General features: G+C 54.2%; 26 protein-coding genes and 1 tRNA gene. 21 read left to right on the plus strand and 6 right to left on the minus strand.

The features are described from left to right. Positions 1–36 precede the first annotated feature (36 nt). From thpR to HXY31_RS11320, 5 genes are read left to right on the plus strand one after another with little or no spacing between them, the layout of a single operon-like run. The gene (thpR, locus tag HXY31_RS11300; RefSeq protein WP_292643060.1) at positions 37–588 is read left to right on the plus strand and encodes an RNA 2',3'-cyclic phosphodiesterase; all 552 of its coding nucleotides are present in this window, start codon (positions 37–39) and stop codon (positions 586–588) included. Further along, positions 585–1,910, plus strand: a complete 1,326-nt coding sequence (gene cca, locus HXY31_RS11305) for a CCA tRNA nucleotidyltransferase (RefSeq protein WP_292643062.1) — start codon at positions 585–587, stop codon at positions 1,908–1,910. The genes thpR and cca overlap by 4 nt, the downstream gene beginning before the upstream one ends. Beyond that, positions 1,876–2,628, plus strand: a complete 753-nt coding sequence (locus tag HXY31_RS11310) for an RIO1 family regulatory kinase/ATPase (RefSeq protein ID WP_292643064.1) — start codon at positions 1,876–1,878, stop codon at positions 2,626–2,628. The genes cca and HXY31_RS11310 overlap by 35 nt, the downstream gene beginning before the upstream one ends. A gap of 36 nt (positions 2,629–2,664) precedes the next feature. After that, positions 2,665–3,405, plus strand: coding sequence for a PAC2 family protein (locus tag HXY31_RS11315; protein WP_292643066.1), 741 nt, complete (start codon positions 2,665–2,667; stop codon positions 3,403–3,405). 11 nt (positions 3,406–3,416) lie between these two features. After that, complete coding sequence (locus HXY31_RS11320) at positions 3,417–4,010, plus strand: DNA-3-methyladenine glycosylase (protein ID WP_292643068.1); 594 nt, start codon at positions 3,417–3,419, stop codon at positions 4,008–4,010. Here HXY31_RS11320 and HXY31_RS11325 read toward each other — a convergent pair. Genes HXY31_RS11325 through HXY31_RS11335 form a run of 3 tightly spaced genes read right to left on the minus strand, consistent with a single transcriptional unit; the run spans position 4,000 to position 5,881 of the window. After that, the gene (locus HXY31_RS11325; RefSeq protein ID WP_292643070.1) at positions 4,000–4,518 is read right to left on the minus strand and encodes a DUF6659 family protein; all 519 of its coding nucleotides are present in this window, start codon (positions 4,516–4,518) and stop codon (positions 4,000–4,002) included. The two genes, HXY31_RS11320 and HXY31_RS11325, sit on opposite strands and share 11 nt — an antisense overlap. 59 nt (positions 4,519–4,577) lie before the next feature. After that, entirely contained in the window at positions 4,578–5,318 is a 741-nt protein-coding gene (locus HXY31_RS11330; protein ID WP_292643072.1) for a 50S ribosomal protein L2, read from the minus strand. Positions 5,319–5,365: 47 nt separating this feature from the next. Then, positions 5,366–5,881, minus strand: a complete 516-nt coding sequence (locus tag HXY31_RS11335) for a VOC family protein (RefSeq protein ID WP_292643074.1) — start codon at positions 5,879–5,881, stop codon at positions 5,366–5,368. Positions 5,882–6,018: 137 nt separating this feature from the next. Between HXY31_RS11335 and HXY31_RS11340 the strand changes: the two genes are divergently transcribed. The 8 genes from HXY31_RS11340 to HXY31_RS11375 all read left to right on the plus strand — a co-directional run bounded on the left by HXY31_RS11340 (position 6,019) and on the right by HXY31_RS11375 (position 12,125). After that, positions 6,019–7,866, plus strand: a complete 1,848-nt coding sequence (locus HXY31_RS11340; protein ID WP_292643075.1) for a nitrite/sulfite reductase — start codon at positions 6,019–6,021, stop codon at positions 7,864–7,866. A gap of 86 nt (positions 7,867–7,952) precedes the next feature. Continuing rightward, positions 7,953–8,744, plus strand: coding sequence for a rhodanese-like domain-containing protein (locus HXY31_RS11345; RefSeq protein ID WP_366933105.1), 792 nt, complete (start codon positions 7,953–7,955; stop codon positions 8,742–8,744). A gap of 37 nt (positions 8,745–8,781) precedes the next feature. Then, complete coding sequence (locus HXY31_RS11350; RefSeq protein ID WP_292643079.1) at positions 8,782–9,336, plus strand: nucleoside monophosphate kinase; 555 nt, start codon at positions 8,782–8,784, stop codon at positions 9,334–9,336. Continuing rightward, positions 9,333–9,737, plus strand: a complete 405-nt coding sequence (locus HXY31_RS11355) for an RNA-binding domain-containing protein (protein ID WP_292643081.1) — start codon at positions 9,333–9,335, stop codon at positions 9,735–9,737. The genes HXY31_RS11350 and HXY31_RS11355 overlap by 4 nt, the downstream gene beginning before the upstream one ends. 47 nt (positions 9,738–9,784) lie before the next feature. Next, on the plus strand, positions 9,785–9,922 hold the full coding sequence (locus tag HXY31_RS11360; RefSeq protein ID WP_292643083.1) for a DUF5679 domain-containing protein: 138 nt from the start codon (positions 9,785–9,787) through the stop codon (positions 9,920–9,922). A 63-nt stretch (positions 9,923–9,985) separates the two neighbouring features. Continuing rightward, the gene (locus tag HXY31_RS11365; protein WP_292643085.1) at positions 9,986–10,936 is read left to right on the plus strand and encodes an ATP-binding cassette domain-containing protein; all 951 of its coding nucleotides are present in this window, start codon (positions 9,986–9,988) and stop codon (positions 10,934–10,936) included. After that, positions 10,929–11,693 carry an ABC transporter permease gene (locus tag HXY31_RS11370; protein WP_292643087.1) on the plus strand — a complete coding sequence of 255 codons (765 nt, stop codon included), beginning with the start codon at positions 10,929–10,931 and terminating at the stop codon, positions 11,691–11,693. Before HXY31_RS11365 ends, HXY31_RS11370 begins: the two co-directional genes overlap by 8 nt. A gap of 358 nt (positions 11,694–12,051) precedes the next feature. Continuing rightward, positions 12,052–12,125: transfer RNA gene (locus HXY31_RS11375), tRNA-Pro, on the plus strand. Between the two features lie 61 nt (positions 12,126–12,186). On the opposite strand, the gene HXY31_RS11380 is transcribed toward HXY31_RS11375, so the two are convergent. After that, entirely contained in the window at positions 12,187–14,469 is a 2,283-nt protein-coding gene (locus HXY31_RS11380; protein ID WP_292643105.1) for a discoidin domain-containing protein, read from the minus strand. 328 nt (positions 14,470–14,797) lie between these two features. Between HXY31_RS11380 and HXY31_RS11385 the strand changes: the two genes are divergently transcribed. From HXY31_RS11385 to HXY31_RS11395, 3 genes are all read left to right on the plus strand, one after another. Continuing rightward, positions 14,798–15,013, plus strand: coding sequence for a hypothetical protein (locus tag HXY31_RS11385; RefSeq protein ID WP_292643089.1), 216 nt, complete (start codon positions 14,798–14,800; stop codon positions 15,011–15,013). A 272-nt stretch (positions 15,014–15,285) separates the two neighbouring features. Beyond that, positions 15,286–16,899 carry a discoidin domain-containing protein gene (locus HXY31_RS11390; RefSeq protein ID WP_292643107.1) on the plus strand — a complete coding sequence of 538 codons (1,614 nt, stop codon included), beginning with the start codon at positions 15,286–15,288 and terminating at the stop codon, positions 16,897–16,899. Between the two features lie 420 nt (positions 16,900–17,319). Next, complete coding sequence (locus HXY31_RS11395; protein WP_292643091.1) at positions 17,320–18,285, plus strand: Lrp/AsnC family transcriptional regulator; 966 nt, start codon at positions 17,320–17,322, stop codon at positions 18,283–18,285. Between the two features lies 1 nt (position 18,286). Here the strand turns inward: HXY31_RS11395 and HXY31_RS11400 are convergent, their stop codons facing one another. Beyond that, positions 18,287–18,529: a winged helix-turn-helix domain-containing protein gene (locus HXY31_RS11400; protein WP_292643092.1), complete on the minus strand. Its 243-nt coding sequence runs from the start codon at positions 18,527–18,529 to the stop codon at positions 18,287–18,289. A 136-nt stretch (positions 18,530–18,665) separates the two neighbouring features. Next, a complete protein-coding gene (locus HXY31_RS11405; RefSeq protein WP_292643094.1) occupies positions 18,666–19,349 on the minus strand; it encodes a hypothetical protein in 684 nt (227 codons plus the stop codon). A 168-nt stretch (positions 19,350–19,517) separates the two neighbouring features. On the opposite strand from HXY31_RS11405, the gene HXY31_RS11410 reads away from it, so the two are divergent. The 5 genes from HXY31_RS11410 to HXY31_RS11430 form a co-directional block, all read left to right on the plus strand. Further along, positions 19,518–21,479, plus strand: coding sequence for a galactose oxidase-like domain-containing protein (locus HXY31_RS11410; protein WP_292643095.1), 1,962 nt, complete (start codon positions 19,518–19,520; stop codon positions 21,477–21,479). A gap of 150 nt (positions 21,480–21,629) precedes the next feature. Further along, the gene (locus tag HXY31_RS11415) at positions 21,630–22,517 is read left to right on the plus strand and encodes an NAD(P)-binding domain-containing protein (protein WP_292643097.1); all 888 of its coding nucleotides are present in this window, start codon (positions 21,630–21,632) and stop codon (positions 22,515–22,517) included. 30 nt (positions 22,518–22,547) lie between these two features. Continuing rightward, positions 22,548–23,327, plus strand: a complete 780-nt coding sequence (locus tag HXY31_RS11420; protein WP_292643099.1) for a PIG-L family deacetylase — start codon at positions 22,548–22,550, stop codon at positions 23,325–23,327. A 6-nt stretch (positions 23,328–23,333) separates the two neighbouring features. Continuing rightward, on the plus strand, positions 23,334–24,338 hold the full coding sequence (locus HXY31_RS11425; RefSeq protein WP_292643101.1) for a UDP-3-O-(3-hydroxymyristoyl)glucosamine N-acyltransferase: 1,005 nt from the start codon (positions 23,334–23,336) through the stop codon (positions 24,336–24,338). A gap of 188 nt (positions 24,339–24,526) precedes the next feature. After that, positions 24,527–25,594: chitobiase/beta-hexosaminidase C-terminal domain-containing protein (locus HXY31_RS11430; protein WP_292643103.1), on the plus strand; the 1,068-nt coding region annotated here is incomplete at its 3' end.

The raw sequence follows: 25,594 nt of genomic DNA on the forward strand, positions 1-25,594 counted from the left end.
GCAAATAATATAAACAAACATTTTCCACACTGAAATGTGCGGGCTTTCGTTGCAGTCGACGCGACCAGCAGCGCGCTGGGCGAGCTGCAGAAGGATATGATGGGCGCCTGGAGCCCGAGGGATGTAAAACCGGTCGAGGCGCACAATTTCCATTTTACCCTGATATTCCTGGGCGAGATTTCAGAGCAGCAGGCCCTTGCGGTCAGAGAGGCGCTGTCGGCGATCTCGTTTGAGCCGTTCTCGCTGACGTACACCGGCGTCGGCGCGTTCCCGAGGCCCGGAAACGCAAGGGTGGTCTGGGTGGGAGTCGACAGGGAAGGCGGCAAAAAGCTGGAGGCGCTTGCGCAGCAGGTGGTCGTAGGCTTGGAGAAATTAGGATTCAAGCCCGACAGGCCGTTTTCGCCCCACCTCACGATATTTCGGGCAAAGAACAGGCACGTGCAGGTCGGCGTGGAAAAATACGCCGGCAGGACGTTTGGCACCGAGGTCGTAGACAGGGTGCACCTGAAAAAGAGCGACCTTGCGCCTTCCGGCCCCACATACTCGAACGTTTATACCGTGAGCGCTGTAAAGGAGGAAGGGAAATGACAGACGTGCTGGCAAGGGCGCTTGCGGCGTGCGAGCCCACTCCTGCTGAAGCGACAAAGCTGGATGGCATCGCCAAACTGGCAAAAGACCTGGTCGAGCAGGCAAAGACGCCGGAAGTGAAAGAAGTGGTGTTCGGCGGTTCTTACGCCAAGGGCACGTGGCTGCGCGGCGACGCCGACATCGACATCTTTGTGAAAATAGACCCTGCAGTCGACGAGCAGACATTTGAAAAGATAGGCGTGGAGATGGGCAAGAAGGCCCTCGCCAAGTTCAGGCCGACTCTGCGCTACTCCGACCACCCCTACGTCGAGGCGTTTGTCAGAGGCGTCAGGATAAACGTCGTGCCGTGCTACGACGTCGAGCGGGGCAAGTGGAAGAGCGCGGCCGACAGGTCGACGTTCCACACAGAGTACGTGACGCGCACGCTGGGCGCGGAAAAGCGCGCGCACGTGCGACTCTTGAAAAAGTTCCTGAAAAGCGCCGGCATCTACGGCGCCGAGATATCCACCGGGGGTTTCTCCGGCTACGTGTCGGAAGTTCTTGTCGCAAAGTACGGCTCGCTTGAAGGCGTGCTTGCAGCCGCGTCTGAATTCCGGCAGGGGCAGGTGATCGCAGTCGGCGACTACGACCCGGACTTCGTCAAGGGGTTCTCTAGCCCGCTTGTGATAATCGACCCCGTGGATCCGAGGCGCAACCTCGGGACTGCGGTATCGCCCGAGTGCGCCGGCAGGCTCGTGCTTGCAGCAAGGGCGTTTCTGAACAAGCCCTCAGTCCGGTTCTTTTCAAGGCAAAAGCCGAGGGTCAACAAAAAGCTGTACCCACACGTTCTGGTCGCCGAGTTTTCGCACCGCAGGCGCAGCCCCGACACGATATGGGGCCAGATGAAGAGGAGCCAGAACGCGGTAGCCAAGCAGCTGGAGCTTGCAGGCTTTGCGGTGATAAGGTCGACGTGCACGACAGACGAGGAGACGCGCGGCGCATTTGCGTTCCTGCTAGAGTCGCACACGCTTGCCCCGTACACTACAAGGAAGGGCCCCGAGATATTCAGGGCCAAAGACGTAGCCAGCTTTGTCGCAAAGGCAAACGGCCCGCTTGTGATGTGGGCCGACAGAGAGATGCGCGTCTCTACCATAGTGAGAAGGAAGGAGACTGACGCCGGCAGGCTCGTCAGGGCGCTTCTCAACAACGACGGGAGCGGAGTGGCAAGGGGGATGATAACTGGAAATGTCAAGATTTATACTGGAAACCGCAGGTCAAGTCCTCTGGTGAAGCAGGCAGTTGACGAGCTTGCATCGACAGAGGGCCTCATTTTCGGGTCTTGACGCGGGCGCGCCAGAGCTTGCCAAGATACTGACCTACCCGCGCTTTGACGAGGGCGACTATGCGGCGCGCCTTGCAGAGCTCCGCACACTTGGAGTCTCGTCGATAATCCCCGGCGGCGACACGGTGGTGTCGGGCATGAAAATAGCCGGCAAGGGCTGCGTGGGGCTGGTCGTCCGGGCGATGGTCGGCAAAAAAATGTGCGCGCTCAAGGTACGCCGCGTGGACGCCAACAGGGAGAGCATGGACGCCGAAGTGCGCCTGCACAAGATTGCAAACGACGCCGGCGTAGGGCCGCGCCTTTACGATCATTCAAGGAACTTTATGCTGATGGAGTTTGCAGAAGGCGCAAGCATAGCCGACTGGGCCAAAGATGCAGGAAAAGAGGAAGCCCGGGAAACTGCGAGGTCGGTGCTTGAGCAGTGCCACCTGCTTGACTGCGCAGGGCTCGACCACGGCCAGCTCAGCAGGCTTGACAGGCACGTCATAGTCGGCAAAAAGCCAGTGATAATCGACTTCGAGACAGCAAGCACCGAGCGCAGGACAGCAAACGTCTCTGCCGCCGGCCAGTCGCTCTTTGTAGCCGGCGCAGTCGCGGAGGCGATGGCAAGGGCAATAGGCAAGACAGACAGAGAAACTGCAATAGCCGCGCTCAGGGAATACAAGCGCGACCAGACCAGCAAAGGGCTCAGGACATTATTAGATACATTGGGCCTGTGAGCATCTTTTATAATCAGGCGCCGCCAAGCTTGTGTGTTGTCCGAACCTCCACTTGAAATACGCAAGCTAAAGAACGTGAACCTGAAAGGCGGGATCGTTGTGGACGGCTTTCCAAGCGTCGGGCTTGCAAACGCGATTGCATCAGAGTGCCTCATTCACTCGCTCAAGACCGAGTTCGTGGCGATGATAGACTCGCCGGCCTTCCCGCCCCTTTCGATAATCAGAAACGCGATGCCAAACTTTCCTGCGCGCGTCTATGCAAATGAAGAGCTAAAACTTGCGATGTTCGTGTCGGAGCTGAACCTCGACGCGTCGCTTTTCAGGCCTGCGGCAAACCTCATGCTAGAGTGGGCGCTCAACAGCAACTGCGACCTCATCGTGAGCGCGGCAGGCATACCGTACGAGGAGGGCGAGGCGGCCAACGAGGCAAGCCCGCAGGTGTTTGCGGTGGCAAGCACGCCCCACGCGCTGAAAATCGCGGCCGAAGCCGGCATCCCGCCCGCGCTTTCCGGCTCGGTCTCTGGAATCCCCGCAATACTTTTGAACGAGGGCTCGTGGCGCAACTACGACGTCATCGTGCTCCTTGTAAAGGTGGTGCACGACGCGCCCGACTTTCGCGCCGGCGCGGCCGTCGCGGAGGCTCTGGCAAAGCTAGCACCCGGCGCAAAGTGCGACGTGCCGGCGCTCCTGAAGGAGGCAGAGGTGATGGAAAAGACCCTGAAAAAGCTGAGAAGCGAGCAGGTCCTGCCGCCAACAAAGGAGCAGATGTACGGCTGAAAGAGGCCATTTTGCACCTCACAAGGGCCGACCCGAGGCTTGGCAGGATAATCCGGTCCGTCGGCGACTATACCATCGAGTCGGGAGGCGAGCCGTTCCAGTCGCTTGTTGAGGCCATAATGTACCAGCAGCTTGCAGGAAGCGCCGCCGACGCGATTCACGGCAGGTTCTTGAAGATATACAAAGGCAGTTTTCCCACGCCGGCGCGCCTGCTAAAGACGCCTGCAGAAAAGCTCCGGGCAGTCGGGCTTTCCGGCAGAAAGACAGAGTACATACGCGACCTTGCCGCCCGCGTGCACTCTGGCAGCATAGACCTTGCAGCGCTTGCCAGGATGGGCGACGAGCAGGTCGTCGAAAAACTGACGGAGGTCAAGGGCATAGGCAGGTGGACTGCAGAGATGTTCCTCATTTTCTGCCTGGGAAGGCCCGACGTGCTCCCTGTGGGCGACCTGGGCCTGAGAAGGGCGATGCAGAAGGCCTACTTGCTGCGAAGCCTGCCTGAGCCTGACAAGATGGAAAAGATAGCCACGCCGTGGCGGCCCTACCGCTCGGTTGCGACGTGGTACCTCTGGAAGTCGCTTGACAGGTTCAAGACTATTGGTTAGTAAGTTCCTTTGCAAGCATCCTGACAAGCTCGACGTCAAGGTCGAGCTGCTCTGCGACAAGCTCCTCTGAAATTCCCGAGTCGAGCAGGTTGCGCATGGCCTCCCGCTTTTCGGCAGTCACCACGTTTGCGGGGGGCGAGAGCTGGAGCTCCTTTTCAACCGACTTGATGTAGTCCCTCACCGTGGCCGCCACCTGATCCGGCGCGGCCGACGACTCTGTCGACAGCACCACGATGTGGTCCTTTACCGGTATGCTCAGGATGTTGACCTTGTCGTAGGTGTAGACCACAGACTTTAGTTCGCCGAGCTCTTTTGTGAACATCTTGCGCAGGTCGACGATGTACGCCGACTGCGCCAGGGATATCTCGGTGCTCTTGTCTGAAAGCTTGTTTGGAGCGTCCTCCCTGCGGACACCGGCGTACAGGTGGCCGGACTTTTCCACGACGCCGGCAAACCTTATCCGGGCGTCAAGCGCCAGGACGTTCCTTGAAAACTGCTCGGCTCTCATTTACACTTTTGCGTGGGGCAGAAGAATATAGCCTTTATGCAACAAGGGAAAAAGGCCCCTCAGGCCTTTTGCGGGGTTTCCTTGACCCTGCCGCGGCCGGTCTTGCGCGGTGCGATGTTGCCGACCTTGCGCCCTGGCGGGGTGTTCCTGCTGACAGACGACTGGCGCCCGATGTGCTGGTGCCTACCTCCTCCGTGCGGGTGGTAGACAGCCGCCTGGGCGATGCCCCTGACAGTCGGATACAGCCGGCCGTGCGCCTGCATGTATTTTGCGCGCACACCTGCCTTCAGGAAAGGCTTTTCCTTCCTGCCGGCGCCAGAGATTGCGCCGACCATGGCCCTGCACTTTTCGTTCAGCGTCAAAAACTTGCCTGACGGGAACTTTATCGTGACGCCCTCGGTGCCGTGCGCAAATACTATTGCAGACGAGCCGGCAGACTTTATCAGCTTGCCGCCGTCGCCGGCGTTCTTCTCGATGTTGCAGACGATTGTGCCGTCCGGAATAGATTCGAGTGCGAGAATGTTGCCCCGCGTCGCAGACGTGCCGGTGCCCACTTCCATGACGCTCCCGACAGTCGTTCCTTCCGGCGCAGGCACGTACGAGTACCTGCCGTCGTCAAAGAACACCTTTGCAAGTGGCGCGTCCCTGCCGCGCTCGTGCACGATGTCGACTACCGTACCTTTGTGATGCTCCTCTAGCTTGAAATTCGGGTATTTTGCCGGTGCTATCTTGCCGACTGTAATTGCGCGGAACTGCTTGCCTCCGCGCCCACGCCGGCGAACCAGTGTCCTCTTGCCCATTTACCGTTCAGTGACAGAGCCTGCCGATAGGTGATTTTAAGCTTGCTCTACTGCTTCTTCATGGACGCAAAGAACTCCTCTGCGGCCTTTTTCATCTGCGCAGGCGTCAGGTCACGCTTGTGGGTAGCAAGCCACCACTTGTGCCCATAGGGGTCGGTGACCATCCCCGCCCTGTCGCCCCAGAACTGGTCCATCATGGGCATCGCCACGCTGGCGCCTTCCTTTACCGCCTGGTTGAAGACCTTGTCGGCATCCTTGACATAGACGTAGAGGCTCACCGGGGACCCGTTGAGGGACAGCGGCGACGGGTTGCCCATCGCGACGTTCTCCTCGCCCATCATTATGTGCGAGTCGCCTATCACGATATTGGCGTGCATAAGCTTGCCGTCGGGGCCGGGCATGCGGCCCTTTTCCTTTGCGCCAAACGCCCTCTTGTAGAACTCTATTGCCTGCGCGGCGTCGCGGACTGCGAGGCCGGGTGTGACTGCGTGGAATGCCTTTGGAATCGGGGAGACTTTTTTTGCTGCCTTCTTCTTTTTCTGGCTTGATTTTCGCCTAGCCATGCCCCTGAAAGGTCCGCGATTTTATTAAGCATTCTGCACATAGATGCCGTTTATTGCCGCTTTCCTTAAGTGGCATTGCTGTAAATGCCACTATCCACAAAAAATATATGATTTAAAACGCCGTTTTAAAGCAGTAGATGACCAGAGCCAGAGCAGCCGCTGCAAGCCAGAAGCAAAGGGGCGTCTCGCCTCCAAAGCCCAACCCAAAATGGGGCAGGGAGGAAGAGACCGAGTATTTCGCCAAAAAGGTCAAGCTTTTCAGACAGGGCAAGATCTCCGAAGACGACTTTAGGCGCTTCCGCCTGCAGCACGGCGCATACGGCTCGCGGCTCCACGCCGACTATTCCATGGTCAGGATAAAGGTGCCTTCCGGCGAGATAACAGCAGACCAGATAGAAAAGATTGCAAGTTTGTCCGAAGCTTTCTCGATAGGCTCTGCCCACGTGTCGACGAGGCAGAACATACAGCTGCACTGGGTCCAGCTCGAAGACGTGAGCGAGGTGATGCGCGGGCTCGTAGAATCCGGCCTGACTACCCGCGAGGCCTGCGGCAACACCGTCAGAAACGTCATGTGCAGCCACTTTGCAGGCGTCTGCCCCAACGAGGCGTTTGACGCCACGCCGTACTCGATGGCAGTTGCAAGGTTCTTTTTGCGCAACCCGATGTGCCAGAACCTGCCCCGCAAGTTCAAGGTGAACTTTGGCTGCTGCGAAAAGCACGGCCTGGTAAAAGTGGCCGACATCGGCCTCGTGCCTGCTATCAAGGAAATAGACGGCAGGCAGGTAAAGGGCTTCAGGGTGTACCTGGGCGGCGGGCTTGGCGCGGCGTCGTTCATAGGCCACCCGCTTGAAGATTTCACTCCAGAAGACCGCGTACTGTCGACGTGCATGGCAACTGTCAGGCTGTTTGACAGGCACGGAAACCGCGAGAACATGGCGCGCAACAGGATGCGCTACCTCGTGCACGAGACGGGATGGGAGAAATTCCAGAAGATGGTATTGAAGGAGCGCACCGCGGTGGAGATGACCACGTCGCTTGCGACTGCGGCAAGCTATGACGTCGAGTCGCAGGTCGACAAGCGTGCGCTGCCAAAGTCAAACGGCATCGTCAAGCTGCCGATGTTTGACAAGGTGACAAAGGACAGCCCGGCCTTTGAAAGGTGGCTCCATACAAACACCGTCCCGCAAAAGCAGCAAGGCATGTTTACGGTGTTCATCACGCTTGGCGCAGGCGACATCACCGCAAGCCAGCTGCGCGTCCTTGCCTCTGCAATCCGCGAGCTGTCTGCAGAAGGAGTTGCGCGCACGACTCCGCAGCAGAACTTTGCCGTGCGCTACGTGCGCGGCTCGGACCTGAAGGAGTTCTTTGACAGGCTCTCAACAGCAGGCCTTGCAAACCCGGGCGCGCTCACGGTCGCGTCCGCGGTCGGATGCTCCGGCACGACGTCGTGCAACCTTGCAATCACAAACTCGCACAGGCTTGCCAAGGAGGTGCAGCGCAGGTTCCTGGAGCTCGGGCTTGACACCGACGACAGCCTCGCCGACGCGACGATAAAGATAAGCGGATGCCCCAACTCGTGCGGCCAGCACGAGATAGCCACCATCGGCTTTTTTGGCGGCGCGACCAGGATAGGCAACACCATGTCGCCCACCTACACCATGCTGTTTGGCGGAAGCGCCGGCGAACAGGGCGAGCTTGGAAGGGCGATAATGCGCGTGCCGGCAAAGCGCGTGATTGACACCATTCTCAAGATAATAGAGACCTACAGGACCGAGCGCTCGCAAGGCGAGACCCTGCACCAGTGGGTGGTCAGGATAGTGAAGGGCCAGGGCGCAGGGAACGTGAAGAACCTAGACGACATGAAAAAAGTGCTGGTTCCGGCAATACAGCTCCCGCCGGCCGAGAGCGACCCCGACGCGTACAGGGATTACGGAAGCGACTCCAAGTTTACCGCCAAGACTGCAAGGGGAGAATGCGCGGCTTGAAAAAGGCAGCCAAGGCAAAGGTCAAGCCCAAGATTAAGGCTAGAGCTGTCAAGGTAGCAAAGAAGGCAAAGGGCGCGCCCGGCTTTGTGCGGCTGCCAATAGTGTGCGACGCAGATCTTTTGCGCACGCTTGTCCGCAAAAAGTCCGTTCGCGTAGTGGACGTGCGCAGGGCGGAGGACTACAAGGCAGGCCACATCCCAACAGCTGTTTCGCTCCCGCTTGCGCGGCTTTTGGAAAACGATAGCCCCGAGCGCGTCGTGCAGATTTTAGAAGAGCTTGGGATAACTGAAAAGATGCCGGTGGTGGTGTACGATGACACGTTTGGCGCCCTTGCCGCAAGGGTCGCCTGGACGTTCCAGTACGTCGGGCACACAAACACGGCGCTTTTGGAGATGACGTTCTCGCAGTGGAAGGGCCTAGGCCTCGAGGTCGAGGCAAAGGAAAACACGTTCAAGCGAGCCAAGCACCCGCTCAGCGTAAACAAAGAGATGTACGCCGACGCGCCGTACGTGGAAGCTGCGCAGTCGCAGCAAGGAAAACTGCTTGTAGACTCGCGCGAGCGGCTCAATTTCCTGACAGAGCACATCCCCACCGCAAGGAACATCCCCTACACCATGCTTGGCTCAAACGGCAGCATACTGCGCAAGGCCGACGAGCTGAAGCGCATGATAGAAAACCGCGGCATCCCGCAGGACTCGGAGATAATCACCTACTGCGGAAGCGTCGGGACATTGTCGGGCCTTGCATACTATGCCCTGAAACTTGCAGGCTACAACAATGTGAAGCTGTATCCCAAGTCGTTCAAAGAGTGGAAGTCGCTTGGCAAGCCCAAGGACGAGTTCAAGGAAGCCAATTATTGGGACCTCTCGGCGGAATAATGATAAAGCTGCGCCGTAGCACAGACAGGCGTTGCCAATGCTCATAGTCTGCCTGACGGGGATGCCCGGTGCGGGCAAGTCCACCGTCGCGTCTTTCCTCAAGGAGAAGGGTTTTTCAGTGATAACGATGGGCGACGCGGTGAGAGAGGAAGCAAAGAGGCAGGGCCTCGAGCCCACAGACTCAAACCTAGGGTCGATGATGATAAAGCTCAGGCAAGATTTGGGCCAGGGCGCAGTAGCGCACCTTATCCTGAAAAAACTTGAACGCGACAGCAACAAAAGCAACTTGGTGATAGACGGCATACGCAGCATACCTGAAGTTGAAGTATTGAAAAAAGTGGGCACGGTAAAACTGCTGGCGATACACGCGTCGCAGGACACGCGCTTTAAACATCTGGTAGACCGGAAAAGGTCTGACGCGCCAACATCAAGCAACGAGTTTGCGGGCCGGGACAAGCGCGAACTGTCAGTCGGCATCAGCGAGGCGATAGCCCTTGCCGACGAGACCATATCAAACAACGAGATAACGATTGACGAGCTGAAGGAAAAGGCGTGGGCGATTGTTAGCGAGTGGCTGGAGGAAGCAAGTTGAGAAAGCCGCCGGTACAGTCTCTGATAGAGGTAAAAGTGGAAGCCGCGGTCAACCCGTCCGAGGATCCAGAAAAGGTCATTGACGCCGTCAACCAGATGGTGAGCTGCTCGCCCGAGTTCCGGTACGGGAGCAGGGTGATAGGCAAGGCGACGGGCGCAGGGGCGCTTGAGAAGATATACGAGCAGGTGAGGTCGAGGTCTGCAATGGGTGTCCTGAGGCGGATGCTCCTTGACAACCGGGCAGGCACGAGCACCTGGTTCCTCCTCAACAAGCAGGCAGCGACTGCGGGGATTGCAGTGGTAATCGAGGACGAGAGCGAGTCGGCGCTTGGGCCCATCAGAGTGACCATAGCCTGCGAGGAGCTGGACGCCCTCACGGACTGGCTGGTCCCCGAGCAGTGAGGCGCAATTTCAACATTTTTATATACTGTGTCAGGTTTAGGGGCACTATGGAAGCATACTGCGTGAAGTGCAAAGCCAAGCGCGAAATGAAAGATGCCAAGAAGATTACCATGAAAAACGGCAAGCCTGCCACACAGGGCGTCTGCCCCAAGTGCGGCACCAAGATGTTCAGGATAGGCGGTTAAACCTCTTTCTTTTTTCACTTTTTTTCTCTAGATATATTAGCCCAAGGCGTCAAGTGATAATGCTTGATAAACATACGGAGCCTTGTCAAGCGCTACAACGGCCTGACCGCTGTAGACGGCCTGACGCTTGACATCGGGGAGAACGAGGTCTTTGGGCTTCTGGGCGCAAACGGCGCGGGCAAGACCACGACCATCCACATGCTTGCGACTCTGCTAAAGCCGACGTCGGGCACGGCGACTGTGAACGGCTTTGACATCGTCGCGCAGCCTTCAAAGGTGCGCGAAAGCATCGGCATCGTCTTCCAGGCTCCAAGCAGCGACGACATGCTGACAGGATATGAAAACCTGCACATACACTCATTGCTCTATAGCGTCCCGGGCAACATCCGGAAGAAGAGGATAGATGAAGTGCTGGAGCTGGTGGGGCTGTTTGACAGAAGGCACGACAGGGTCAAGACCTACTCTGGCGGGATGAGGCGCAGGCTCGAGATAGCCCGGGGGCTCCTGCACAAGCCAAAGGTGATGTTCCTCGACGAGCCGACGCTGGGACTCGACCCGGCAAGCAGGGAGACGATGTGGAAGTACGTCCGGCGCCTTGTAAAAGAGGAGAAAGTGACCATCATACTTACCACGCACTACATGGAAGAGGCGGACCTTTTGTGCGACAGGATTGGAGTGATAGACAAAGGAAGAATAGTCGCGCTCGACACGCCTGCGAACCTGAAGGCGTCGCTTGGAGGCGACATCATACGAATAAAGACGCATGACAAAAACGCCGGCGAAATTGCAAGAAAGTTTGACTTTGTGCAAAAGGCCGAGTTTGCCGACGGCTTTCTTGTCCTGTCGGTAAAGGACGCGAGGCGCAGCCTGCCGGCGCTCTTGCAGGTGATAGAGGCCGAGTCAGCCGAGTTCTCAAGCCCTACCCTCAACGACGTGTTCATCAGGCTGACGGGCAGGAACATCAAAGAGGAGGCCGAGGGCGGCTTTATGGAGAGGTTTGCCAAGTATGATTGAGGCCCACCTTGCAAAGGTGTACGCGATATGGCTGCGCGAGTTCAAGGTTTTCCTGCGCGAAAAGAGCAGGCTCGTGGCGTCAACGTTTACGCCCATACTCTGGCTGTTTGTCATAGGCTCAGGCATCGGCTCTGCCGCAGGCTTTGACGCCGGAAACGTGGACTACCAGACCTTCATCTTCCCCGGCATAATCGCCATGTCTATAATATTCACGTCGGTGTTTTACGGCTCGTACATCATCTGGGACCGCAAGTTCGACTTTTTGAAAAGCGTGATGGTGGCCCCCGTGAGCCGCGGGACAGTATTTGTTGGAAAAACACTGGGCGGCATGACGACGTCGCTTGCGCAGGCCATGATCCTGCTTGCCATTGGAGCCGCGATAGGCATACCGTTCACAGCAGTCTCGGTGGCGCAGGCTGTCGCCGTAATACTGCTGATGTCGTTTGGGCTCACCTCGCTTGGGCTTGCGCTTGGCAGCTACATGTACAGCCTCGAGGGGTTCCAGATGATGGTCAGTTTCGTGGTGTTCCCGCTCTTTTTCCTGTCAGGTGCGCTGTTCCCGCTTGACAACCTGCCGTCGTGGCTTGGGGCGCTGACGACTGTAGACCCGGCCACTTATGGCGTCAGCTCGCTGCGGGGCATGATGCTTGGCATTGGGAGCGCCGATCCGTTGATCGATTTTGGCATACTTGTCGCGTACACTGCCGCGCTAGGGACATTCGGCATACTTTCTTTCAGGCGTATGAAAGCGGTGTAGGTTGGTCATGTCGAATACTTGGTATTCTCCTTCTTGGCATCGACTGGGAGGATTAGCGTCAGTCTCACGTTCCCCTTCATCGCTTCACCTGCCAAGCCTTTTGAACGGCAAGACACCGTGCCGCCCTTTGCCGCTATCACGGCTTGAGCTTGACCATTGCCTTGGGTTTTGCGCCTTGTCACCGGCAACGCCCAACCCGCCCACATCAGACTGCTTGCGCAGTCCTCATCGACTGATGGCTCTGATTCCTGTATTCTCTATCTATCATATAATTACAGGAGCACTTCGGGGAGAGGGAGGGGTAGGTGCCAGCCAAATATTCAAGGTTTAATAGAGGTCAGCTAATGTGTTTCCGCAAGGGGCCATAGTCTAGCTTGGCAGGATGTCAGCCCGGGGCGCTGGAGGTCGTGGGTTCAAATCCCACTGGCCCCACTTAACTTTACTATCGTTGCAGCTCGCTGCATGCCTAGAGTCGCTGCCAGCAAAGATACCGTCATGCGACCTCCCTGATGCTGAACATTTTGTACTGGACAGAGGAGACAGCGTCGTTCCTGATGAATGCAGAAACTCCCGACCAAAGGACCTTTGCATCTTCGGGAATGCCGCACGTCTTCTGCACATCCAGCCCAGATTCATATTGTCCCCAGCCTCCCTTATCGGTATACTCCATCAGCTTCTTCCAGTCTCCGCCATCCTTGCCATCTGTCAGATCCCTGTACAATTCCAGCTTTACGTTTTGTCCGCCGTCGACGGTCTTCAGGACAAACTTGTATCCTACCCATGTGTTTTTCGGCAGGGTCTTGTCAGGGGTACTCCACCATGTAGAAAGGTCTGGTCCTGGGCGCGTTTCGCTATAGGCTCCATGATGCACTATCTCCTTCTGGAAGTTTATTCGTCCATCGTACAGCATCCTGCCATAATACCCTGCTCCAAGGCACGGGTCAATATGTGCGTCCTGATGGTTTGTCCTTGAGCCAGCAACGAATCCTTGGTAGCTGAGGGTCTTTGTTTCGCTTATGCGCTTTGCGTAGAATGTGAGTTCGGTGTTTGTCCAGGTTTTTGATTTCTGGACATCGTAGACGTACATTCTAGGGGAGTTGCCGCTCATCGTGGCGATGCCCAGACCGTCTATCTTCACCGTTCCGTCGCCTCGGGCGACAAGTTCAGAATTGTACGGGTCGCGCTCTCCAGATAGCAAGGTTCTGACCTTGCCATTATCCCAGTTGGAGTACCATTCTCTTCCACTGGGAATGGTCTTGTAAATCATTGCAATTCCAAACCTGTCCTTTGTGATAGCCGGGGCAATCACCGTCACATTTTGCGAAGCTGTAGATGTGTTGCCCGAAGCGTCCGTCACAGTCCAAGTTACAATGGTGGTACCTACGGGGAAGACCGGATCCGGGCTTGCTTCTGCACTTGTGCTCTCTGCAGCGTATCCGTGGGTTTGCTTCAGTACCATGTACATGTCATAATTCGGAAAACTTTGCCAGTATGTAGTGTAGTATTGCAGGTATGCATTTGCACCGTCGAATGTATCTTTGCTGTCCTGGTCCACCGAAACTGCCACGTAGTTTCCATAGCTGCCTCCGCTGTACTTGATTCCGATCTTATCTCCAACTTCTATCCTGTACAGCTCGTCGCCGGAAAGTGCGAATGTATAGTCTGTGTAGTCCTTTGCGATCTTGCTCACGTCCAGATTTCCAAAGAGCTTGTGAACACTTAGATCGACATTGAACACGCCTATCTGCGCCGTACCTATAGGCGATCCCACCTTCTTCATTCTAAGAGTTATCTGGTCTATGCTCTTGCCCACCAGTTGGGATGGCTCCGTGACTACCTCTACGTGCGCTTGTCTGCCCGAGTGCATGCTTAATCCAAAGGAAGCCGTAGTATCAGACATGTGCGTTACTGGATATGTTTCATCGGGCGTAACAGTAGGAAGTCGGATAGGGGCGTCGTTTGCGATAACCGGCGACGGGTCGACGAGATCGGCTGCGGTAGCCATACCCAGTGCAACGGGGGTCAACGTTCCTGTTGACTCTATTGTAATATCGGGCGGCGCGATTATTGCAGGTGCAGTGGTATCCCTGACTGTTATGCTCTGGACGGCTGTCGAAATATTGCCCGAAGCGTCAGTCGCGGTCCAAATCACTGACGTCGTATCCATCGGAAATGCTGCAGGCGCGTCGTTTGTCACGACAGGTGAAGGATCCATATCATCTATCACTGTCGGAGTTCCAATGGACACTTCGGTCATAGGGCCGTTTGCTTCTACAGTCATGTCCGCTGGAGCCAAGATCAGGGGACCTGCGACGTCGGCCATCCCATAGACCCTGACCTCGTTAATCGAAGACCAGTTGTTCTGCGTGTTTCCATAGACTGCGATCTTGACGTGCCTAGCTAAAGTATCCGGAAAGTCGGCAGTCTCGAAATTGGTGGTGCCGCCACTGGTAGTCCCGTAAAATATAGGTGTAAAATTATCGCCGTCAGTTGAAACGGATATCTCGAAAGTTGTCTTTCGTATGTCTCCCCTGAACCAAGCTATATCCAGGTAATTTACCATCTTGGCAGAGTCCATGTTCAGTGTTATCCATGAGCCTTTTCCCTCATTCGACCACCTTGTGACCAGATCACCGTCGATGATGTTCTCTGGCACGTTGGTAGAACCCGGCTCGTAGCCTATGGCAGTAACGCTTAGCGCAGGGAGGATTGTCGGGATCGCTTCCTCACCACTTGTCACCATGTATGAAAAGGGCATGGTGGCAAGCAGCGCCACAAAAGCCAAGGCAGACAGCCTCTTGGCAATTGAGGGTGTTCTGGACAGAGAGGTCGTGCTTGAGCTGTTTGATAGTCGTTTCCCAAATTTCACGCACTTTAAGTTGAGTCAACTGGATAAATCCTGGCGCGTGTGACTGAGATCTACAACATGTAGTGCGCGTGTATGTTGTCAGAACGCACAATAGAAAGATATTCCGGAAACAGAACGCGACAAGGCAGATCAGAAATCTCGTGTCCATTTACCTGTGGATTCTCGAAAAGAAAACCCGGAAATTCTTTTTGAAATGAGCTCTATCGATTAATCTGTCGCGACGTAGAAATCCTCGATGGAATCTTCGCGCAATACCATCAAACGCATGGTCTGGCTATGCCGTGCCGAAGATAATATAGACAAGAAAGTAGAGATTCTCAAATCTCTCAACTTGCTTCTGCCGATTTCAAAGAGAATCAAGCTGCAGTCGATGTTCACACGCGACTACATCGAAAGCGTGCTTTCCCGCATGGAGGAATTGGAAGAAGAGAATGGTCAGGTGGCAAGGTGACCATGCTCATTATTGCGACTACTGTCGCAAGGCATACTCTTGCCCGCTGGACAAGAGGGAATGCAAGCTGCCCTGGAAGACTGGACATAACGACCATTTTCTTGCTCTCAAAAGCTAGAACAGATCGCAACGAGATTATACTAAATATTTCTGTGATGACTTTCCAGTATCGCCTTACATACCTCTTAAATAGTATCTTACAAGCCCAGTGAGAGAGAATAATTGCAACACACAAAATCGCAACTCTCAAACAAACACGACGGGTGAACAAGATGAGCTCGAGACTTGCATTGTTATTCTTTCTTACAGGCTCGTTGCTCGCCGCGACCTTCGCGGCACTCCCGAACCCCCCAGCAGAAGCAGTCTGCTACACATCCAGCGCTGTTGCGCTATCTTCCAGCGGATACCAGTCAGGCAGTCCTCCGGAAAATACCATGGACGGCAGCCTCGTCACAGGATGGGCCGATGAGGGCAAAGGCTCGTGGATCAAGTACAATATCGGAACACAGAAAAGCGTGTGCTATGTAGACATCGCTTGGTACAAAGGAACAGAACGCCAGTACACCTTCGCGGTATCAACATCAACGGATGGCATAAACTACACAGATGCCTACACTGGCAAGAGCAGTGGCTCGACGCTCTCTCTACAAAGGTACGACTTTCCAGATAGGCTAGCCAAGTACATCATGATCAAGGTCAATGGCAACACCGAGAACGACTGGGCGGCCATCAACGAGGTGAAAATCCATTACTACTCGCCTTCTATCGACACAACCGTTCCGGCAGTTTCGATAACATCGCCATCTTCAGGTTCCAGCGTTGCGGGCCCTTCATCGGGTGTAACAGTCAACATAACGGGTACCTCCTCAGACAGCGGAAGCGGTGTGAGGTTCGTAGAGGTGAGGACCCAGAACACGTCGTACCAGCCAGCGATCCCCAAGGATGCGGGCGACTGGTCGACCTGGAAGCACACCCGGGTGCTCCCGCCCGGCACACACACGCTGATCGCAAGAGCCACAGACAACGCCGGAAACGAAAGATGGTACACAACCAAGGTGGTAGTGACATCCACGGAAACAGACAAGTTTGGAATTACCAAGTTGCATGACACCAAGAGCGGCGGAAGAGAATGGCTTGCCAAGTGGAACTCAAACCCTCGAACCCTTGGATGGGGATGGGACCCTTACGACCCGGAATTTGACATTCACGGCCAGATCAACTACGTCAAGGTCAATGGCGATGGGACAGCGAGGGTGAGCGGCGATGCTCCAAGGTTCTACATACATGACAAAACGAATTCAAAGAACTGGCAGAATGTCGAAATAACCTATTACGTCAAACGGATAAGCGAGTCCAAATCGGCCACCTACCAGGCGTTCACTGCAGGAGCAAGGAATGGCTGGGCTGAAAGCAAGGACAACTGCGACGGCTTTGGGTACTACGGCATGATGAAGTTCAACGGTCAGGCAGTATTCCAGAAGGAGCTCATAAATCACGTCGCCTACAGTACGCTGGCACCATATCCGTGGCCTACGCCATGGTCAGGGGACGGCCCATTCCCGAAAGACCAGTGGATAGGCGTAAAGTTCATAGTACAAAATATCAATGGTGGCAAGGGCGTCAAGCTACAGATGTACTATGACACCACCGACGGAAAGAATGGTGGCAACTGGCAGAAGGCAGCCGAGTATGTGGATAATGGCAGCTGGTTTGCCTCAGGAGTACCGTGGGGCAGCAACGCCTACACGTGGATAGACTGCGGCAGCTGGAGAGCCCAGAACTGGGTGATCACCAATGGGTACCCTACGGTAATGCTGCGGAGCGACTACATCTCGGCGGCTGACTACAAGAAATTCTCCGTAAGAGAGATAAACCCACTGCCGTGACTGCCGAGGCTACCTGACGCGGGGTCTTTTTAACCCGCGGTTTTTTTTATAACACTCGAAACACAGGTCATTGTATGCTACATCTATTTTCGTATGGCAGAGCACGCACAACATCAAATCTTCCCCGCCCCCTGTATCTTCGGCATCAAGGGTTCAGACGATGTGGTCAAGCCTGCATTATCCATGAAGGGAATCATTTCTCTCCCAATAGATTTCCGCAAAAGTATATCTGACTTGCACCTACAACATAGCAACAACAAGGTTGCAAAGTGTCACAAAGGTCATGAATTATGGGAACCTGTTGCAAAAAGTGCATTTGGCGTCACCTCAAAAGTCGGTGAATGCCTAAGACAGATGTCTTTACTATGAGACTATTCTGGACTTTAAGCATTAATAGTTCCTGACGATTCATAAAGTGGGGTGGGACGCGCAAAGGGTGGGTCTTTGAATGGCAGCATATCCATAGTACCGTTTAGGTGCATCGTGTTCGACGGCGATGGCATGGCCACTTTTTCGGTGCCGGAAAAAGCATTTGAGGAGCTGTCAAAAGACCCAGAAAGGTACTGCGCCGTGCTGATCAACACCAAGATGAACGTCCATCTTGCGCACGAACTGTTCAAAGCCAAAAAAGTGAACAGCCACCTCAAGGTTCTGCTGGCGGCAGGTGTAAAGGAAAGTGACGGAGACCTTCTGGGCATGGTGGATAAGGTCATACCTGCGGGAACGAAAAAGGAGCATGTATTTGAGATAATTGCTGAACTGTACGGTTCAACAGAGTCCTCCAGAAAGAGGCTCTTGCTCGAGAAATTAGAGTTCCTGGGCGCCCAGCAGCAAGCATTCAAGAATTTTTCAGCCAGCCAGCTGGAAGGGATCGTGACTAGCCTTACAAACCTACTATCCAGGCACACAGCCAAGACGGGCGGCATCAAGCTTTCCACGGTGGACAAAAAAGTGCTCAAAAGCCTTATCACGTCGAAGGGGCACGTTTCTTCCCTTCTTCTTTCGAAGAAGCTGGGCATCCCGCTAACAACAGTCCAGCGGCACAGGAAGAGGCTCGAAAAGGAATTTCTGGAATACTCTTACAATCTGAAAGTCGCCAAATTCGGTCTACGTAACGCAGACATTCTGATTCACATCAAAAGCGGAACCATGGAAAAAGTTGCAGAGCGTCTCCTTGAGTTGGACCGGGTTGTGAGTGTCAGCCGCGCCATAGGCACCAGTAACATTGACCTTCGAGCGAGGATAATTTTTCAAGATAACCTCGAACTCTCAAAGTTCATCGAGAAGGTGAGGGCCATTGACGGAGTGGGTGAGGTGATGTGGATGGAGAGCATACAGCAGATGGGAAGCAACGATCTCCCGTTCCTGCGCATTCTCGAAGACTGATTCAGTCGTCCCCCAGAATCTCGTTAGCAATTATGCAAGCCTTCAGGTAGGATCTCCCTTTTTCAGTCATGACCCACCTTTCACCCACCTGCTCTATCATCTTCTTTCTAACCAGCATGTTGTGATAGTACTTTAACTGACTATAACTCAGTCGTGCTCTGTACATAACATAAGTTCTTAGAACTGGTACATCCATCGACTTGAGCATTTCTACCATTATTTCCTGCTTGGTTCTGTTAGGCATTTCATTTGTTGATGGGGACGTTTGTTCCCATGAAAATAATATGGTCAATTAGGTAAAGAATATCGACTAATGAAAACCAGTCAGGCGAAATTTCCGGTATTGTTGGATACAATGGGGCGCGAGAATGGCATGTGTGTCAGCTCCTCGTCTTTAGGGAGACGGGGTTCTTTGGAGGCTCGGTATCAAACACTATCTGCTTTAGGTAGAAAATGACTGGTTGCAGATCCTTGCCTTTCTTCACTTCAAACCCAAGGGGATCAGTTATGTTTCTGAGATCCTTGCCGCGCAGGTCAATTTCTACGACTTTCCATTCTTTGTCAAGTACGATGTTCTCTGTTTCCGACTCAAAACGCATGTTCTTGAAAAGCTTGTCGGCCACGCCGTTACCCTTCATGACTTTTCCTGCGACTTTGAATGAAATGGACTCGCCACCCTGTTCACCCATAATGAAGAACTTGGCCCTTTTTGCACCCGTGAGGTCGTAACCTGTATCATCTCTGAAAGAGAACGCAGAGACACCCTGCCCGCCCGGTATGTACATAACCCTTGTGCAGAATTCGCAGTGTTTCGTATCGTCGATGTAGTTTTCATAAATCTGTAGCTGGTACGAACCCGTCGCCCCGTCTCCAGCAATCCTTTTTGCGCGATAAAGCTCATTTATCTCGACAGGAAGTATCTTTGCGCTTGCTTCCGAGATAACAGGCTTATCGCCTTGAAGGAGGAAATCCAGAACATAGGAAGGACTGTAGGCCGCGGCTGCCAAGGCGGAAAGTACTGCCGCAGAGCCAACCGCAACAAGCAAGAATAGCGAGACTTTCACACTGTTGAACCTTTTTTCCAAAATAAATTATTCGCTACCATTTACTTGCGCAGCTGTGGCAAGATTCTTCCAATCCTGTCACCAATGCGGCAAGTATTTTCAGTATTTGCAACCCTCAGGGAAGTTTTTCTTTAATAATTGAATGCAGTATCCCTTGCGAATCCGTGCATGTCTGCAATAATTTCCAGAAGAGATTTTCTGAGATTTCTTGCAGCCGGAGCGTCTACCGTGGCATTTGGGAGCCTGTTTGCACTCGTTCCTTCTGGAAAGGGCGGCCGTACAATCGCGCCCACCTATGCCCAATCCGCGGGTTCCTGGTCTATCGGTCCGAGCACCAGCATAGTTGCCATCCATGTATCTCTTTTGCATAACGGCAAGATGCTCATAGTCGCAGGATCAGGCTACCATACGTCATTCCAGAACGGTCCTTTTTATGCAAAACTTGCAGATCCAAATACGGGCACGGATTCGAGTCTGGAGCTTTCAGAAGACTTGTTTTGTTGTGGTCACGCGCAATTGGATAACGGGAACATTCTCGTGGCAGGGGGCACGAAGGACTGGGACACGGTGGCAGGCGACGGAAAGTGGCACGGGCTCTCCTCGGCGTACGAGTTTGATGTAGCCACTGGCCTCCTAGTCAAGACAAAGGCCATGGCCCACGGAAGGTGGTATCCAACCTGCGTCACTATGGGTGACGGAAAAGTTGCGGTTGTTGCCGGTTATGACGAGTATGGTTCTGACAACAAGCTCACCGAAGTGTACGACGACAAAGTCAAGTCGTTTACCATAAAGTTCGATACAGGGTCAAGCCTCACCTACTGCGTTGGAAACGGCAGCTCGCTTCCGGGCGCCGGCTCGCCCTGCTACGGAGGACCCGGCAACGGTGTCAACCCCTACGTCTCACTTTATCCCCGCATGCATCTCATGCCAAGCGGCCTCTTGTTCCTTGGCGGGATGACTCGTAATATGTACACATGGGAGCCTTCCACCGGACGGTGGAGGTGGGCCGCCAACATGAGCTGGCCGGGTTGGAGGAGCTATGGCACTTCCGTCCTGCTTCCGCTGCAGAACAGTACCGGCGAAAAAGGCAAGGTGTTGGTGGCAGGAGGATCTCTGGCTTGGGATCAGCCGGCCACAAACCACTGCGAGATAGCAGACTTTAACGCTGCTCCAAACAACTTCAACCCAGTAATAAGGACGGATATTTCCATGTACATGAACTATGCACGGAGGATGACTAACCCAGTCATTCTACCAAACGGCAAAGTGGGAGTATTCGGAGGGGCAGCCATCATGAATACGGATCCCGTGATGCCCGCGGAACTGTTCGACCCTGTTACGGAGACATGGACTGTGCTGCCTTCAGCCACCGTACCCCGGGTATACCACTCAGTCGCACTGCTCCTGCCCGACGGCCGGGTATGGACCGCAAGCAGCACAGCATCCCGACACGACTGGGAACTCAGGACAGAGCTTTTCAGTCCCGACTATGTTTTAAGCGGTTCAAGACCTGTCATCAATGGCACTCCAACCGTGGGGGGGTATGGTGGTTCCATCTCCATTCCCACACAAAATCCGCAATCGATATCGTCCGTTTCGATGGTGCGTATATCTAACACGACCCACCACTATAACACCGAGCAGAGACTCGTCTGGCTTGGTATAACTTCCAAGGGCGGGGGCAACGTCACAGTGTCTGCCCCGCTGAACGCCAACCTTGCGCCGCCGGGTTACTACCTGATCCACGTTTTGAATGGAAACACCGTGCCCTCAGAGGGAAAGATAATCAAGTTTCCAGGAACAGGAAGCATCATCAACGACAAGCTCCCGCCCCTTCTGAGGATTGCTTCCCCCTTTCCGGGCTCTGTCATCAAAGGTCCTTCCGGCAACGTCCCGGTCAACGTGAGCGGAACCGCTACGGATGCCGGAACGGGTGTCAACAATGTGATAGTGAAGGTGGGATCCAATCCGTACACTTTTGCTACTCCAAACGGACCAGGAGACTGGTCGGTGTGGTCTTTTTCAGATAAGGTGACGTCTGCCGGTCCCACAACTATAAAGGTCATTGCGACAGACAAGGCAGACAACAAGGTGTCGCTGTCGATACCCGTCACCATTGCCTTCAACTAGCGTCCATGTCAGCCATCGCCTCAGTTCTGCACACAGCTTTGCGGCAATGGTGACAAATGTCATTATTTCATGTTCTACCGGATATTTTTTTTGTCGTAATCACCACAAGTGGTCACTAGTCTTTCATAACAAAGCCTGCTTCAAGCCCGCATGCACCATACGAACGGCAATTCTAAAAATGAGAGGATACTGGTCATCGGACTGGGACAAATTGGATATAGCAACGCAGAGTACATGACATCGCTTGGATTGCATGTTGATGGGTTTGACATCAGCGAAAAGGCGATTCACAGAGCCTTGAGGAGCGGCGTTATCGAAAACGCAGCGAAGGACTTTTCAAATTATGACTATTACATAATATGCGTCTCCACGCACAACCCCGATGACATGTTTATCCCGCACCTGGACGGCCTTTTCGATGTAGCGTCAAGAATATCAAGGGAGGGCAAGACGGGCGCCCTGGTTGGGATAGATAGCACAATTACAAGAGGAACTACCCACAAGATAGCAGCGATTCTTAGGCACAGGCTGCATGTAGTTCATGTCCCGCACCGTTTCTACAGCAAGGAAAGGCAGGACCATGGGGTCAGGCAGACTCGCGTGGCAGGCGGATTTGACGCGTGCTGCCTGGAAAAGGCCGGACATTTTTACGGAGAGGTGCTTGGCATTCCACTGCATCAAGTCAGATCGGCAGAGATCGCCGAACTTTGCAAGATAGTCGAAAATTCGTACAGGTTCATGGAAATAGCCTTTGCAGAGGAGCTGAAAATATTTTGTGATCGTTCCGGCTTGGACTTTAACATGCTCAAGGAGGCCATAAACACGAAGTGGAACGTGAAGATACTGGACGCCAAGGACGGTATTGGCGGACACTGCCTTCCCAAAGATAGCCAGATGTTCCTGAACCTGGAAAGAAGCTTGCTGTCTACCAGCATCATCGATGCCGCCAAGAAGGTTGACAGTGAGTACAGGCTGCACTTGAGCAACTTGCCTTCCATCTCGCCGGTGCAGCTGGAGACGGATGTCAATGTCCACTAACACGGGTGGACTTGCAGGTGGTTGCCTGAAATGAATATCCTGGCAATAGGCGCCCATCCAGACGACATAGAGCTGGGTTGCGGAGGTTCCTTGCTCAAGGCGACCAGGGCGGGCCACAAGGTATTCATGTACGTAGCTACACGCGGAGGCGCGTCCGGAGACCCCGAGCAGCGATGCAAGGAGCTGATGACCTCCGCCAAGTACATTGGCGTTGAAGTGCTCTGGATAGACGACTTTGAAGACACCAAGCTGACGGTAGGCAGCAAACTCATCAACCATGTGGAGTACTTTATCCACAAGGTATCGCCTGACATTATATTCACACATTCCCAGAGAGACTACCACCATGACCACCGCGCAGTGGCTGAATGCACGCTTGAAGCATCAAGGTTCAATCAAAACGTGCTTGCTTACGAGATACCTGTCACCAAGGATTTTAACCCGCAGGTATACTACAACATTTCAGATGTCATAGACGAAAAGGTCGAGCTTGTCAAGATCTTTTGGTCACAGAAAGACAAGATGTTCACGAGGGCAAATGCGATCAAAGGTCTTGCTCAGTTCAGGGCGTTGCAGAGCAGGCTCAACGGAGCCATCACTGCCGTCGAGGGCTTTGAGGTCGAAAAGCTCTGCTTCTCTCAAGATTTCAGGCTCTTCAAGATGCCACAAAGTCCCCTGCCCGGCTCGGTGATAGGCGACGTGGATACGGGAAACGTCATCGAGTTTGTACCAGAATTGCGTGACGCAACGCCAGTCCTTCAGGCAAGGGATGAAAACCGCGCTGTTCAGGCAGGTTCTCCGATGGAGTGACCTGCCATGACCCTCAAGGACGCCGCGCCTGCGATAAGGTTTGACCTTGGCAGGGAATGGCTGGCAGAGGAAATAGTAACAAGATTTGATGCAAACTACTTGGTAAACGGCGACGGCAGGTCTGTGACTGGAGCAAGGTCGCTTGAAAATGCAGGAGAAGACGACCTGGCGTTCTGTTCTTGGGAGGGAGAGAAGGGGAAAAAGCTGATTGCCGAGTCAAACGCTGGAATCATCCTTTGTCCGTTGAGCCTGCAGAATACGGTTCTGCCCAAAGGGAAAACGCAACTTGTTTTCGTCGAGAACCCTCGCAGGGTATTTGTCAAGTTCATTAATTCCATCAGGCGCAACAACCCGGCCGCATCTGAAGGATGGATTGCGCCGACGGCGGTAATACACAAAACAGCCAAGCTGGGCTCCCGCTGCCTGATAGGGAATTTTGTTACCGTGGGGGAGAACTGTGTGATAGGCGATGACACCTCAATCTCTGATGGAGTCCGCCTGTACGGGGAATGCCGCATAGGCAGCAGGTGCAACATACAAGGCGGCGTTGCCATAGGCTATGACGGCTTTGCATTTGAAAGAGATCGCGATGGAAAGCTCGAGAGATTCCCTCACTTGGGCGGTGTGATTCTGGAAGATGACGTCGAAGTCTGCGCAAACAGCTCGATAGCCGGTGGTTCGCTGGGCTACACCCTGATAGGACAGGGCACGAAGATAGATGCGCTTGTGCACATAGCCCACAATGTGAAAATAGGGAAGGACTGCCAGCTTGCGGCAGGTACAATAATCGGGGGGAGTACGACGATTGGGGATTCGTGCTGGACCGGACTCAACTCGACACTTAAGAACCAGATAACTATAGGCAACAATGTCCTTGTTGCAGCAGGCGCGTGTGTCACATCCAATGTGCCTGACGGCGACGTCGTCGCCGGCGTCCCGGCCAGGTCCATCAAGGACAAAGTAAAGACTCGCGAATTATTCATCATGGTCGGAAAGATGACTGTCAGATAATGTGTCTGAAGCGCTACGTCCATGCCATTTTTGTCATTAAAATTGAACATAGTTTCCTATTTACACACCTTTTCTTGGTTGCTCTACTTTTATCGCCATTCGTTCTAGTTTTTAAGACGTTGAAGCAGTTGCTTCCTAGCGACGGATATTGTTTATCGCGGATCATGATGGTACTGGCGGGTCTGTCCATGTTTTTGGCGTTTGCAGGACAGTCTGCATTTGGCACCGGTTTTGATTTTGTGCTTTCAAACGTCCAGTTTTCAGGCACCAATTCTACGGGAGCTTTTGTAACCTTTGACGTAACGGCATCGCACGATGTTGAGGGGATGCTGACTACCACATGCAGCCCAGAATCAGGCTCGTTCTTGCCGGTAGGGGAATCGGTAGTGAGCTGTTCTGCCACCGATCTTGAAGGTAATACAGCCACAGCCGAGTTCACAATCATGGTCCTGACAACTGATACCACCCCTCCCACGGTCACGGCATCTCCTCCAGGCGGCACGTACTCCTCCCAGCAGAGCGTCACCTTGAGCGCCGACGAGCCGGCGACCATCTACTATACCACTGACGGCAGCACACCTACCACGTCAAGCCCTGTGTACAGCTCGCCCATACCGATAAGTAGCACGAGGACGCTCCAGTTCTTCGCACAGGACTTCGCAGGCATCACCGGCAGCGTCGTCACGGAATCGTATGTCATCATTCAAGAATTTCCCGTGATACACATGTCTGACACAACTGCCACATTCGGTCTGAACTTATTCTCTTCAAGGCAGGCACACGCTGAGCTGGTCACGCCGTCATCGCAGCTTGTGGGCGATAGAATAGACAGGATGACGCTCAGCCTCAAAAGAGTAGGATCGCCTACCGGCATGGCTGAAGTCGGCATATTTAACCCGGACCTGTCGGTGAAAAAGCTGTTCGGCACCGTAGACGCCGCATCTCTTGCTACAAGCTACGTCGACCTTACCTTCGCCTTGCCAAGCGAGCTCTATGACATCGAGGCCGGTGACAGGATAGGGATAAAGTACGCAGGCGGCGACTCGTCCAACCTCATAGCCGTGATGACAGATCAAGACCCTGCAGACCCGTTTGACGGCACAAACTCGTACCACCAGTACTATACAACACAATGGATCAGCTTTACAAATGGCGACATGTACATGGTGCTTACACAGACGCACGATGGTGTAGACACCACCCCTCCCACGGTCACGGCATCTCCTCCAGGCGGCACGTACTCCTCCCAGCAGAGC

It is taken from the genome of Nitrososphaera sp., assembly GCF_013388945.1.
GTDB lineage: Archaea > Thermoproteota > Nitrososphaeria > Nitrososphaerales > Nitrososphaeraceae > Nitrososphaera.